The 11,676-nt window shown below is 72.7% G+C and carries 12 protein-coding genes and 1 tRNA gene; 6 read left to right on the top strand and 7 right to left on the bottom strand.

Features of this window, described 5'->3' with window-relative positions; all coding sequences use genetic code 11:
• Window positions 1-12 precede the first annotated feature (12 nt).
• From QQY24_RS07460 to QQY24_RS07450, 3 genes are all read right to left on the bottom strand, one after another.
• Window positions 13-447, bottom strand: coding sequence for a hypothetical protein (locus QQY24_RS07460; RefSeq protein WP_301971890.1), 435 nt, complete (start codon window positions 445-447; stop codon window positions 13-15).
• A gap of 111 nt (window positions 448-558) precedes the next feature.
• Window positions 559-1,359, bottom strand: a complete 801-nt coding sequence (locus QQY24_RS07455) for an AfsR/SARP family transcriptional regulator (protein WP_301971889.1) — start codon at window positions 1,357-1,359, stop codon at window positions 559-561.
• A gap of 278 nt (window positions 1,360-1,637) precedes the next feature.
• Window positions 1,638-1,734: transfer RNA gene (locus QQY24_RS07450), tRNA-Cys, on the bottom strand.
• 174 nt (window positions 1,735-1,908) lie between these two features.
• Between QQY24_RS07450 and QQY24_RS07445 the strand changes: the two genes are divergently transcribed.
• The 6 genes from QQY24_RS07445 to fabI all read left to right on the top strand — a co-directional run bounded on the left by QQY24_RS07445 (window position 1,909) and on the right by fabI (window position 7,162).
• On the top strand, window positions 1,909-2,916 hold the full coding sequence (locus tag QQY24_RS07445; protein WP_301971888.1) for a DUF2156 domain-containing protein: 1,008 nt from the start codon (window positions 1,909-1,911) through the stop codon (window positions 2,914-2,916).
• Window positions 2,917-2,956: 40 nt separating this feature from the next.
• Window positions 2,957-3,106, top strand: a complete 150-nt coding sequence (locus tag QQY24_RS07440; protein ID WP_301971887.1) for a hypothetical protein — start codon at window positions 2,957-2,959, stop codon at window positions 3,104-3,106.
• A gap of 256 nt (window positions 3,107-3,362) precedes the next feature.
• Window positions 3,363-4,487, top strand: a complete 1,125-nt coding sequence (locus QQY24_RS07435; protein ID WP_301971886.1) for an acyl-CoA desaturase — start codon at window positions 3,363-3,365, stop codon at window positions 4,485-4,487.
• A gap of 169 nt (window positions 4,488-4,656) precedes the next feature.
• Window positions 4,657-6,027, top strand: coding sequence for an MFS transporter (locus QQY24_RS07430; RefSeq protein ID WP_301971885.1), 1,371 nt, complete (start codon window positions 4,657-4,659; stop codon window positions 6,025-6,027).
• Window positions 6,028-6,068: 41 nt separating this feature from the next.
• Window positions 6,069-6,398 carry a ferredoxin gene (fdxA, locus tag QQY24_RS07425; protein ID WP_301971884.1) on the top strand — a complete coding sequence of 110 codons (330 nt, stop codon included), beginning with the start codon at window positions 6,069-6,071 and terminating at the stop codon, window positions 6,396-6,398.
• Window positions 6,395-7,162 carry an enoyl-ACP reductase FabI gene (gene fabI / locus QQY24_RS07420; protein WP_301971883.1) on the top strand — a complete coding sequence of 256 codons (768 nt, stop codon included), beginning with the start codon at window positions 6,395-6,397 and terminating at the stop codon, window positions 7,160-7,162. The genes fdxA and fabI overlap by 4 nt, the downstream gene beginning before the upstream one ends.
• A 62-nt stretch (window positions 7,163-7,224) precedes the next feature.
• Here the strand turns inward: fabI and serS are convergent, their stop codons facing one another.
• From serS to QQY24_RS07400, 4 genes are all read right to left on the bottom strand, one after another.
• Complete coding sequence (gene serS, locus QQY24_RS07415) at window positions 7,225-8,502, bottom strand: serine--tRNA ligase (protein WP_301971882.1); 1,278 nt, start codon at window positions 8,500-8,502, stop codon at window positions 7,225-7,227.
• Window positions 8,495-9,973 (bottom strand): APC family permease, encoded by a 1,479-nt coding sequence (locus tag QQY24_RS07410; RefSeq protein ID WP_301971881.1) that lies wholly within the window; start codon window positions 9,971-9,973, stop codon window positions 8,495-8,497. Before QQY24_RS07410 ends, serS begins: the two co-directional genes overlap by 8 nt.
• A gap of 192 nt (window positions 9,974-10,165) precedes the next feature.
• Window positions 10,166-11,386 carry a beta-ketoacyl synthase gene (locus QQY24_RS07405; protein ID WP_301971880.1) on the bottom strand — a complete coding sequence of 407 codons (1,221 nt, stop codon included), beginning with the start codon at window positions 11,384-11,386 and terminating at the stop codon, window positions 10,166-10,168.
• Window positions 11,386-11,616 (bottom strand): phosphopantetheine-binding protein, encoded by a 231-nt coding sequence (locus QQY24_RS07400; protein WP_301971879.1) that lies wholly within the window; start codon window positions 11,614-11,616, stop codon window positions 11,386-11,388. The genes QQY24_RS07405 and QQY24_RS07400 overlap by 1 nt, the downstream gene beginning before the upstream one ends.
• Window positions 11,617-11,676: the final 60 nt, after the last annotated feature.

The raw sequence follows: 11,676 nt of genomic DNA, 5'->3' as shown, positions 1-11,676 counted from the left end.
AATGACGGGACGTCAGTTGCCGAGCCGGCGCAGGCCGCTCGCCTGGAGCACGGCGAACGCGCCGACGACGGCCGCCTGCAGCACGGTCCACACCGTGCCGACGGTGTTCGGACCGAACCAGCCGAAGACGGCGGTGGCGACGGAGGCCACCGCCCACAGCGCGTTGGCCTCGATGACCGCCTTGGTGGCGGCCGTGCGGGGCACCGGCCGGCTCGCCAGCAGCGCCACCAGGACGCCGTAGACGGTGAGGAACGCACCGATGCCCCGCAGGAATCCGGTGCCGAGGCCGAGCAGGTCGCCGACCGGGCCGGCGGCGAGCAGATAGATCAGGCCGTTCACGGCGGTGACCGCCGCGTCCAGCGCGAGAAAGGTCCGCAACGGGCGGGCCGCGGCGGCACGGGCCGGCGCGTGCGCCGCCGTGCGGGCCGGGGTCTGGCTCGTGGTCATGGGGCCTCCAAGACAGGGGGTCTGATTCCACTTGCGCTTGCGCGTCGATCGTGACAACGCGGCCTGACCGGGTGCTGACGGGCCGCTTACACGGGCCGGCCGCCGGCGCCCTCAGGCGGGCTGGAGACGGATGGGCGTGCGGGCGCCACCGCCGGTCAGGGCGGGGTCGTGGCAGAGGATGGCGTTCTCCACCCGGCGCAGGGACGGGGAGGGCTGGATGCCGAGTTCGTCGTCCAGGTGGCGGCGCATCCGGCGGAAGACGTCCAGGGCGTCGGCCTGCCGTCCCGAGCAGTACAGGGCGATCATCAGCTGCTCGCAGAAGCGCTCGCGCAGCGGGTGGTTGGTGTGGGCCTCGGTCAGTTCGGCGAGGACGGCGGCGTGCCGGCCGAGCCGCAGCTCGGCGTCGAAGCGCAGTTCCATCGCGCGCATCCGGTACTCCTCGTAGCGGGCGCCGGCGAGCTGGCACAGCGTGCCGCCCGAGAAGCCGCCGAAGACGGGACCGCGCCACATCGCGAGCGCGTCACCGAGCATCCGCGCCGTGTGGGCCGCGTCGTCCGGACCGGCGGACTCGGCCAGCCGCACCGCGCGGATGAACTCGGCCGCGTCCAGTTCGCCCTCGGCCACGGTCAGCCGGTAGCCGGAGGGGTGGATGGTCACCCGGGAGGACGACCGCCCCGGTTCGAGGTCACGCAGCCGCCGGCGCAGCCGGCTGATGTGCGCCTGCAGGGCGTTGGCCTGGTTGTCGGGGACGGCGTCGCCCCACATCTCCTCGGCCAGACCCTCCCCGGACACCGGCTGCCCCTCACTGACCAGCAGGGTCTGCACCAGCGTGCGCTGCAGGTCACCGGAGATGTCCGCCGGTCCGGTCGCGGTGAGTATCTGCAGTGCCCCGAGTACGGAGAACCTCAGCATGTCTTCCCCCCTTGATGACAATTCCTCGGCGAAGGTCTTTCTTTCTGGGGTCGCGCTGCGGTGAAGAAAACGGGTGAACATGGAACACCCGCGCCCCGGCGGGCCTCGGCTCCTGCACGGGCCCGCCGGGGCGGTTGCTCCGCCGGGACGGGGGGTGGCCGGCGGTCCTGGGAATCCGGTGCAACGCGCCTCGGCGCGGCACCGGGTGGGGCGGCGTTCAGGGTGCGCCCCGTATCAGTGAATTGGCTTTCACCCGTGCACGGATTTCCGTCCGACGGTGGCGGAGAGGGCAGGATTCGAACCTGCGCGGGTCGTTTCCGACCCGACTCGGAGGCTTGCTCCGGGTCCCCGATCAGCCGCTCCGGGCACCTCTCCTCGCGTCCGGCCCGGTTTCCCGTGCCGTTCACGGGAACAACAGTCGCACTGGGCGCTGACGGAATGCTGACACGCTTCTGACACGGGCAATGAATTCCTTGCGGCTCTTTTCTCGGATGCCTTGACAGTGCTGTACTCACTCCGTTGGAAAACACTCCCGAAAGGAGTACGGGAATGACCGCGACCACCACCGAAACCCTCACGGACAACCCGGTTCTCGACGCCATACGCACCCACACCGCCGCCGAGAACCCCAGTTCGTTCCTGACGCTCAACAGCGGAAACAGTACGTTCACCGTCCCGGGCGCGGACGGTGTCGTCGTCTACCGCCGCACCGGCCGCTACGCGGTGCAGTTCGGCGGGCCGTTCGCCGCCGAGCAGGACTACGGCACCCTCCTCGACGCCTTCCGCCAGTACGTCCGCGACGAGGGCCTGACCCTGGTCGGGGTCCAGCTGCAGCGCGCCGACGCCGAGCGCTACGCCGGCCTCGGCTTCACCGTCAACCAGGTCGGCGCCTCCTGGGCGGTGAGCCTGCCCGAGTTCACGCTGCGCGGCACCAAGTTCATGCAGCTGCGCAACAAGATCTCCCGCGCCCACCGCAACGGTCTGCAGATCCGGGAGGCCCACGCGGACGAGGTGCAGGACGCCATCGCCGTCATCGACAAGGCGTGGCTGGGCTCCAAGGGCGGCGCCCAGCAACTGGAGTTCCTCGTCGGCCAGATCGGCGGCGAGGCCCAGGCGCACCGCCGGCTGTTCGTCGGCACCATCGACGGCGCCCCGGTCGCCTACATCTCGTACTCGCCCGTCTACGGCAGCCGGGCGGGCTGGATGCACGACCTCAGCCGCCGCATCCCGGAGGGCTCGCCCGGCCTGATGGAGGCCATCAACGCACACGCCATCGAGGTGTTCCGGGCCGAGGGCGTGCAGTGGCTGCACTTCGGGTTCACGCCGTTCACCGGCCTGGACGCCGGCTACGAACTCGACGGTCACAGCCCGGCGTTCCAGTGGCTGATGCACGCCCTGTGGGCCGAGGGCGCGGCCCTGTACCCGGCCCAGACGCAGCTGTCGTACAAGCAGAAGTGGGCCCCGGACGTGGTCATCCCCGAGTACGTCGCCTTCGACGGGCCGCAGGCCTCGCTGCCGGGCTTCGCGCACGTCTTCCGCGCCTGCAACGCCTTCTGACGCACCCCGCACGCCCCCTCACCGACAAGGAGTCGTCGACATGAGCCAGTCCACCGAAGAACTCCAGCACGCCATGGTCGAGCAGCTCATGGCCGTCATCGGGGCGCCGGACGACGAGGCGGTCGCCGAGGCCGCCGACGCGGTCGTCCGCGCCCTCGACGAGCGGCTGCGCACCGGGGCGGCCGCCTGAGGCCCGGCACCGCCGCCGGGTCCGATCAGACCGGTATCAGTGTCACATCAGCGCTCCACGGAACGCTGGACACACGTTCGCCCGGTGGTCCGGGCCCGGGAGTACCGCACTGTGCTCCCGTCGCCGGGTCCGCCGGGCGGGCCGAAGCCCGCGACGGTGACCGCGCGGGAGCTGAAGTCGACTCGCGGCGCCCGCAGGTCCGCGGGGCAGCGGCGCCGCCGCCCGATCCGGGCACTTCTCCCAAGGAGAGCAACGCATGCAGCGTCCGCACATACGAGAAGGCGAGGCACTGGCCGGCGGTGCCGGTGCCGGTGCCGCAGCCGGCGCCGGACAGCGCACCGGCGCCTCGGCGACCTTCGCCGAACTGCTCAAACGGGTCAAGTCCGAAGGCCTCCTCGACCTCGACCCGCGGTACTACGTCGGCCGTCTGGCCCTGAACACCGCCCTGCTGGCGATCGGGTTCGCCGCGTTCTTCGAGCTGGGCGACTCCTGGTGGCAGCTCCTCACGGCCCTGTGGATGGGCCTGTGCGGCGGCCAGTCGGCGTTCATGTGGCACGACGCCGGCCACAAGGCCATGTTCCGCAGCAAGAAGGCCGCCTCCGCCGTCGGCTACGTCCACGCCAACCTGGTCAACGGGGTCAGCTACGGCTGGTGGGTCAACCACCACAACCGCCACCACAGCAACCCCAACCACCTGGACATGGACCCGGACATCGGCCGGCGCACCGCCATCTTCGACATCAAGCAGTACCCCAGCCGCAAGGGCACCCAGAAGTTCGTCGTGCGCTACCAGAGCGTGCTGTTCTTCGTGCTCCTCGTGCTGGAGGGCTTCAAGATGCTGAAGACGGCCATCCTGTCGATCGCCCAGGGCAAGACCAAGCGGCCCGTGCTGGAGTCGTTCCTGATCCTGCTGCGCACCGCCGTCTACCTCACCCTGGTCTTCACCGTCCTGTCCCCGGTGCTCGCGGTCGCCTTCGTCCTGGTCCAGCACGCCGCCCTGGGCGTGTACTTCGGGATGATCTTCGCCCCGAACCACAAGGGCATGGAGGTCCGCGACGGCGAGGAGGAGACCCTGGACTGGCTGGAGCGCCAGGTCCTCACCTCCCGCAACATCCGGCCCAGCTGGCTGATCGACTTCCTCTACGGCGGCCTCAACTACCAGGTGGAACACCACCTGTTCCCGGCCATGCCGCAGAAGAACCTGGGGCGCGCCCGGGAGCTGACCCGCGCGTACTGCGCCGAACGCGGGGTGCCGTACCACGAGGTCGGGTTCTGGGCCTCCTACCGCGAGGTCGCCTCCTACCTGCACGAGGTCAGCGCGCCCGTCCGGCGCGGTGACGTCGAGGAGCAACTGCGGCGCCGCGCCGTGGAAGCCGCCTGACACCTCCCACCCCCCCCACCCCCCCATCCCCTCATCCGGCAACCCACCTCCCCCCCACACCCCGGCCCCGCCCCCGGGGCGCACGCCCGGGCCCGCCGGTGGCCCGGGCGGTTCCTTCCCGGGAGCGGTCCGCCCACCGTTCCCAGGAGTTCTGTAAGGAGCCAGCCCCATGTCCCAGACCACCGAGGCGGCGGGCGGCGTCACCGCCCCCGCCCCGATCGGGGTCCGCCTGGACCGCATGCCGATCACTCCCCTGCACCGCAGACTCACCGCGGTCATCGGCATCGGCCTGTTCTTCGACACCTTCGAGAACAACCTGTCGGGCACCATAGGAAAGGTGCTGCAGAGCGACTTCGCCTTCGGCGCGACCTCGCTCAAACTCGTGCTGGCCTCCGTGTTCGTCGGCCAGTTCATCGGGTCCCTGACCCTCGGCCGGGTCGCCGACCGCTACGGCCGGCGCCGCGCCTTCCTCCTCAACCTCGCGATCTACTCCGTCTTCTCCCTGCTCGGCGCCTTCTCCCCGAACGCCACGTGGCTGATCGTCACCCGTTTCCTGGCCGGCGTCGGCATCGGCGCCGAACAGGCCCTGTCCGACTGCTACCTGGCCGACGTGCTGCCCGCGAGGAAGCGGGGCCGGTTCATCGCCTGGGCCTACACCCTGGCCTTCTGCGGGGTGCCCGCGGTGGGCTTCGCCGCGCTGTGGCTGGTGCCGCTGACCCCGCTGGGCGTGGCCGGCTGGCGCTGGCTGTTCGTGCTCGGCGCGCTCGGCTCGGCCGTGGTGTGGGTGCTGCGCCGGCAGCTGATCGAGTCCCCGCGCTGGCTGGCCGCCACCGGCCGGACCGCGGAGGCCGAGCACCTGGTGTCCCTGATGGAGGCGGAGGCGGCCGGGCGCGGGCTGCCGCTCGAGACGCCCGCGCACGCGGAGGCCGACCCGGTCGCCGGGGAGTCCCGGCTGCGGGACGTCCTCGGCCCCGGCATGCTCCGCCGCACCCTCGTGCTGTGGGTGTTCTGCGTGCTGTCGGTCGTCGGCTACTACGGCTTCGGCACGCTCGCCCCGCAGATCGTCGCGGCCAAGGGCTACGGCATCGTCGCCGGCCTGGGCTTCACCGCGCTGTCCTTCATCGGCTACCCGGTGGGCTCCGCCCTCGTCCTGCCCGTCGTGGACCGCGTCGAACGCCGCACCCTGGTCGCCCTGTCGGCGACCGCCATGGTCGTCGCCGGACTCGGCTTCGCCTACGCCGGGTCGGCCGCGCTGATCGTCACGTGCGGCTTCGCCTACACGCTGTTCAGCAACGTCTTCTCCAGCGTCTCGCACGTCTACCTGTCCGAGCAGTACCCCACCGCGATCCGCGCCACCGCCTCCGGCGCCGCCTACTCGCTGTCCAAGCTCAGCGCCGGCGCGCTGCCGTTCGTGCTGCTGCCGGTCCTGGACGCGCACGGCCCCGGCGCGCTGTTCGGCGTGATCGCCGCCGCCATGGCCGTCCTCGCGCTCACCGTGCTGACCCTCGGTGAGCGCACCACCGGCACCGCGGTGAAGTGAACCCCTTTCCCGCCCACCACGGCCCACCCGAGGAGTTGAGCATGGCCTACGTCATCGGGCTGCCCTGCGTCGACGTCAAGGACCGTTCCTGCGTCGAGGAATGCCCCGTGGACTGCATCTACGAGGGCCGCCGCGCCCTGTACATCCATCCGGACGAATGCGTCGACTGCGGCGCCTGCGAGCCGGTGTGCCCGGTCGACGCCATCTACTTCCAGGACGACCTGCCCGGGGAGTGGGGCGAGGACCACGCGGCCTCCAACGCCGCCTTCTTCGCACAGCTCGGCTCACCCGGCGGCGGCAGCGCCGTCGGCGCCCTGGACCACGACTCGCCGCTGGTCAGCGCGCTGCCCGAGGGGGTGTCGGTCGGATGAGCGGCATCCTCGCCGGCAAGCGGATCCTGGTGACCGGAGTGGTCACCGACGCCTCCATCGCCTTCCACGTGGCCCGCATCGCCCAGGAGGAGGGCGCCGAGGTGCTGCTGACCGGCTTCGGCCGGCTCTCCCTGATCGAACGGTTCGCGGGCAAGCTGCCCCGGCCCGCCCCGGTGATCGAGCTGGACGTCACCGACCAGGGCCACCTGGACGGCCTCGCCGGCCGCATCGGCGAGCACGCCGACTCCCTCGACGGCGTCGTGCACTCCATCGCCTACGGCCCCCAGGGCGCCTTCTCCTTCCTGGACGGCACCTGGGACGACGTGTCGACGGCCGTGCACGTGTCGGCGTACTCCCTGAAGTCGCTGACCACGGCCTGCCTGCCGCTGCTGGAGCGGCGCGGCGGCTCGGTCGTCGGGCTCACCTTCGACGCGACCGTCGCCTGGCCGCACTACGACTGGATGGGCGTCGCCAAGGCCGCCCTGGAGTCCACCAGCCGCTACCTCGCCCGCGACCTCGGCGGCCGGGGCATCCGCTGCAACCTCGTCGCGGCGGGGCCGCTGCGCTCCATGGCCGCCAAGTCCATCCCGGGCTTCGCCGAACTCGCCGACGTGTGGACGACCGGCCGTGCCCCGGCCGGCTGGGACCTCACCGACCCGGAGCCGGCCGCCCGCGGGGTGGTCGCCCTGCTGTCGGACTTCTTCCCGCGCACCACCGGAGAGGTCGTGCACGTCGACGGCGGGGTGCACATGACGGGCGCGTGAACCGCAGCGCGAAGGGGCGGGAGCCGAGGACGCGCCTCGGCTCCCGCCCCTTCGCGCTGCGGTTACTCGGTCTCCCCGCCCGGCAGGATCCGCCGGAACCCGGTGTACGGCACCAGCGCCTGCGGCAGGACCACCGAACCGTCGTCCTGCACGCCCTGCTCCAGCAGGGCGGCCACCGTGCGGCCGACCGGCAGCGCCGAACCGTTCAGCGTGACGGCCGGCGTCTTGCGCCCGTCGGCCCGCTTGACCCGGATGTCCGCGCGGCGGGCCTGGAAGGTGCCGCAGTCGGACACCGAGGAGATCTCCCGGTAGGCGCCGCCGCCCGGCAGCCACACCTCGATGTCGTACGTCATCCGGGCCGAGAAGCCCATGTCGCCCGCGGGCAGCAGCACGGTGCGGAAGGACAGCTCCAGCCGGCGCAGGCACTCCTCGGCGTGCCCGGCCATCAACTCCAGCTGCTCCTGCGCCTCCTCCGGCGCGCAGATCCGCACCAGCTCCACCTTCTCGAACTGGTGCAGCCGCAGCACGCCCCGGGTGTCGCGGCCGTAGGCCCCCGCCTCCGCCCGGAAGCAGGGGGTGCGGGCGGTGAACGCGTACGGCAGGGACCGCGCGTCCAGGAGCTGTCCGGCCACCAGGTTGGTCAGCGGCACCTCGGCGGTCGGGATCAGGAACAGCTCCCGGTCGCCGACCTGGGTGCGGAACAGGTCCTCCTCGAACTTCGGCAGCTGCCCGGTCCCGGTCATGGTGTCCCGGCTGACCAGGAACGGCACCGACTGCTCGGTGTAGCCGTGCTCGCGGGTGTGCAGGTCGAGGAAGAAGTCCCCCAGGGCCCGCTCCAGCCGGGCCCCGGCACCGTGCGCGACGCTGAACCGGGCACCGGAGAGCTTCGCCGCGGCGGGGGGGTCGAGGATGCCGAGCGCCTCGCCGATCTCGGCGTGGTGCCGGGCGCCCTCGGCCGGACGCGGGTCCGGACCCCCGCGCCGCACCTCCACGGCCTCCTTCTCCGAGTCGCCGTCCGGGACCGTGTCCAGCGGCAGGTTGGGGATGCCGAGCAGCAGCTCGGTCAGCTCCCCGGCGGCGGTGCGGGCGGTGGCCTCCGCCCGCTGCACCTCGGCGCGCAGCGCACGGGCCGCCTCCTTCTCCGCCTCGGTGGGCGGCCCGGAGCGGCGGGCCTTGGCCGAGCGGTTCAGCTCGGTGCGCAACCGGGTGACCTCGCCCTGCGCGGCCGAGCGGGCGCTCAGCGCGGTGGCCAGGGCGTCCAGGTCGAGGTCGTGGCGGCGGCGGGCCAGGCGCCGTACGGCGTCCGGGCCGGCCTCGATCAGCTCGTGCGGGTCATGCATGGCGGTCTCCTGACAGGGCGGGGGAGGCGGGGGAGGGGTCGGGGGCGGCGGACCCGGTGTGGCGGGTGCCGAGCAGGCGGTAGCGCAGCGGGTGGGCCGAGCGCAGCCGGGCGGCGTGGACCAGGCCGCCGAGGGCGACCAGCGGCAGCAGCCAGGGCAGGACGGCGATCACCTTCGACGGCGAGCCGGTGAGCATGTCGAAGTTGCCGACCACCAGCCACACCGAGGCGGCCAGGCCCGCGAAGCCCAGCAGCGGGGCCGCCGTCTCCCGCCACCAGTGCCCGCCGCCCGTGCGCCGGCGCAGCCCGAGCACCGACAGCGCGGCCAGCGCCTGCAGGGCGACGATGCCGAGCGTGCCCAGACCGAGCATGCTGGTGGTCAGGTCGGCGTACGGGTCCAGGCCGGCCAGCGCGAACCCGGCCACGACCAGCGCGGTCAGCGCGCTCTGCGCGAGGCTCGCCCGGTGCGGGGAGCGGTGCCGGGGGTGCTCGACGGCCAGGGAGCCGGGCAGCAGGCCGTCCTCGGCGAGGACCTGGGCGTAGCGGTTGGCGGCGCTGTGCAGGGCCAGCGTCGCCGCGAACAGGCTGGTGCACAGCAGGATCTGCAGGCCCGTGCTGCCCGCCGTGCCGAGGAAGTCGTCACCGAGCACGAAGAACAGGTCGCCCATCTGCTCGCCGGCGACCTCCCGCACCCGGTCGCTGCCGATCGCGCCCACCGCCAGCCAGCTGGTCAGGGCGTAGAAACCGGCGATCAGGACGACCGCCGCGTAGGTGGCGCGCGGCACGCTGCGCCGCGGGTCCTTCGCCTCCTTGCCGTACAGGGCGGCCGACTCGAAGCCGATGAACGACACGAAGGCGAACATCAACGAGACCCCCACGCCGTGCCCGGCCGCGGTGTGCGGGGCGAAGGAGGCGGTGGGCAGGGCGTGCACGCCGTGCCGGGCGAGGATCGCCACGTCCAGGGCGGCCAGCACCCCGATCTCGCCGAGCATCAGCAGGGCCAGCACCCGGGCGCTGAGCGCGATCTCCCGGTAGCCGAGCACGGCGGTCAGCAGCAGGCCGACGGCCGCGCACCACTGCCAGGACACGGTCAGCCCGTGCGCGGCGAGCACCAACTGGGTGAAGTAGCCGAGCGCGCCCGCCAGGCCGATGGTCGCGCAGTTGTAGGAGAGCAGGGCGACGTACCCGGCCGCGACCGCGGGCGGCCGGCCCAGTCCGTCGGCGACGGAGGCGTAGAAACCGCCCGAGCCGCCGGTGCGCCGGGCACTGACCGCGTACCCGGCCGAGAAGCACAGCAGGGTGATCCCGGCGAACAGGAAGGCCGCGGGCACGCCCGCTCCGTCGCCGAGGGCGAAGGCGAGCGGGACGGTGCCGACCATGGCGGACAGCGGTGCCGCGGCGGCGACGATGAGGAACAGGATGTGTCCGGTACCGAGCCGGCCCGACGGTGGCGGGGAACCGTTGGTGGACATGGGGACTCCAGAGCTGGGGAGAGGAGGGCGGAACGGGGACAGCCGCCCGCGGATGAACCAGCGGACGGCTGTCGGTGCGGGCGGCGCAGCCGGGCCCGGGGCGCCGGGCCGCACCCGTGGGTGGCCCGGCCGCGTGGGCACGCGGCCGGCCGGGACGGCGCGCCCCGGCCGGCCGCCGGCCCGGGCGGACGCTCAGGCCGGTGCGATGGCGAGAGCGGTGTTCTGCCCGCCGAACCCGAGCGAGTTGCTCAGTGCCAGGTCGATGGGCATCTCGGTGAGGGTCTGCGCCAGCTTGACCTCGATCCGGGGATCGGGCATGACCAGGTTGGCGATCGGCGGAACCACTTCGTGCTCCACGCTCAGCACGGTGAACGCGGCCTCGACCGCGCCGGCCGCGCCGAGCAGGTGACCGGTGACTCCCTTCGTGGACGTGACCAGCGGGTCCCCGCGCAGGGTCCGCCGGATCATGCGGGCCTCGGACAGGTCGTTCAGCGGGGTCGAGGTCCCGTGGGCGTTGACGTGCTGCACGTCGTCCGGGTCGGCGCCCGCGTCGGCGAGGGCCGCGCGCACGGCCGCCTCGATGCCGGCGCCGTCCGGGTGCGGCGACGTCATGTGGTGGGCGTCGGCGGTGGCGCCGTACCCGATGATGCGGCCGTGGATGTGCGCGCCCCGGGCCCGGGCGTCCGCGACGCGCTCCATCACGAGGATCCCGGAGCCCTCCCCGGCGACGAAGCCGTCCCGGTCCGCGTCGAACGGACGGGACGCGGACGCCGGATCGTCGTGCCGCCCGGACAGCGCGCCCATCTGGGCGAACCCGGCCATGACCAGAGGGGTGATCATGGCCTCGCTGCCGCCGGCCAGCACGATGTCGCACCGGCCGAGCGCCAGCAGGTCCCGGGCCGTCCCGATGGCGGTCGCGCCCGAGGCGCAGGCGGTGGCCACCACCAGGTTGGGCCCGGTCGCCCCGAACTCGATGGCCGTCTGACCGGCCAGCATGTTCGGCAGCTGCATGGGCAGCAGCAGCGGCGACACCCGGTCGGCGCCCTGCTCGCGCAGCACGTCGTGCTGCTCCTCGACGGTGCCCGGACCGCCGTCGGCGCAGCCCAGCACCACGCCCACCCGGGCACCGTCCCAGGTCTGCGGGTCCAGGCCCGCGTCGGCCACCGCCTCGTGCGCGGCGACCAGGGCGAACTGCACGAACCTGTCCAGGCGGTGGGCGCGGCGCGCGCTCAGCAGTGCCTCGGGGTCGAAACCGGGCACCCGGCAGGAGATCTTCACGGGGTTGTCCGCCAGCACCGGGTCGAAGGCGGCGGCCGGCCTGCCGTCGCAGACCGCCGCCCAGCTCGGCCCGACCCCGATGCCACCCGGGGTGACCAGACCGAGTCCGGTGACGGCGATGTCCATGCCGGCCATCAGACCTTCGCGCTCCGATCCTCCATGAGCCGGACCATGTCGGCCACGGTCTCGGCCTCCAGCAGGTCGTCGTCGCTGATGTCCAGGTCCAGCTCGGACTTCAGCAGCAGCGACAGCTCCACCACGGCCAGCGAGTCCAGTTCGATGTCCTCCCGGGTGGCCTCCGGAGTGATCGACTCGGGCGACACCTTGAGCTTGTTGGACAGGATTTCCTTGAGCTGCTCCAGCATGTCGGTTCCTTTCGACGGCGTACGCACCGCGCGTACCGCTGAATCGGTGTGAATGACTGA

Origin of the sequence: Streptomyces sp. TG1A-8, assembly GCF_030499535.1 — a bacterium.
GTDB lineage: Bacteria > Actinomycetota > Actinomycetes > Streptomycetales > Streptomycetaceae > Streptomyces.
The sequence above is the reverse complement of the archived record's forward strand: the minus strand, read 5'-3'. Positions and strand labels throughout refer to the sequence as shown.

Coding starts and splice junctions, on each gene's coding strand:
- QQY24_RS07440 (WP_301971887.1), top strand. CDS start 2,957: ATGAGCCAGTCCACCGAAGAACTCCAGCACGCCATGGTCGAGCAGCTC.
- QQY24_RS07405 (WP_301971880.1), bottom strand. CDS start 11,386: ATGGCCGGCATGGACATCGCCGTCACCGGACTCGGTCTGGTCACCCCG.
- QQY24_RS07400 (WP_301971879.1), bottom strand. CDS start 11,616: ATGCTGGAGCAGCTCAAGGAAATCCTGTCCAACAAGCTCAAGGTGTCG.
- QQY24_RS07455 (WP_301971889.1), bottom strand. CDS start 1,359: ATGCTGAGGTTCTCCGTACTCGGGGCACTGCAGATACTCACCGCGACC.
- QQY24_RS07410 (WP_301971881.1), bottom strand. CDS start 9,973: ATGTCCACCAACGGTTCCCCGCCACCGTCGGGCCGGCTCGGTACCGGA.
- QQY24_RS07445 (WP_301971888.1), top strand. CDS start 1,909: ATGACCGCGACCACCACCGAAACCCTCACGGACAACCCGGTTCTCGAC.
- fdxA (WP_301971884.1), top strand. CDS start 6,069: ATGGCCTACGTCATCGGGCTGCCCTGCGTCGACGTCAAGGACCGTTCC.
- QQY24_RS07430 (WP_301971885.1), top strand. CDS start 4,657: ATGTCCCAGACCACCGAGGCGGCGGGCGGCGTCACCGCCCCCGCCCCG.
- fabI (WP_301971883.1), top strand. CDS start 6,395: ATGAGCGGCATCCTCGCCGGCAAGCGGATCCTGGTGACCGGAGTGGTC.
- QQY24_RS07460 (WP_301971890.1), bottom strand. CDS start 447: ATGACCACGAGCCAGACCCCGGCCCGCACGGCGGCGCACGCGCCGGCC.
- QQY24_RS07435 (WP_301971886.1), top strand. CDS start 3,363: ATGCAGCGTCCGCACATACGAGAAGGCGAGGCACTGGCCGGCGGTGCC.
- serS (WP_301971882.1), bottom strand. CDS start 8,502: ATGCATGACCCGCACGAGCTGATCGAGGCCGGCCCGGACGCCGTACGG.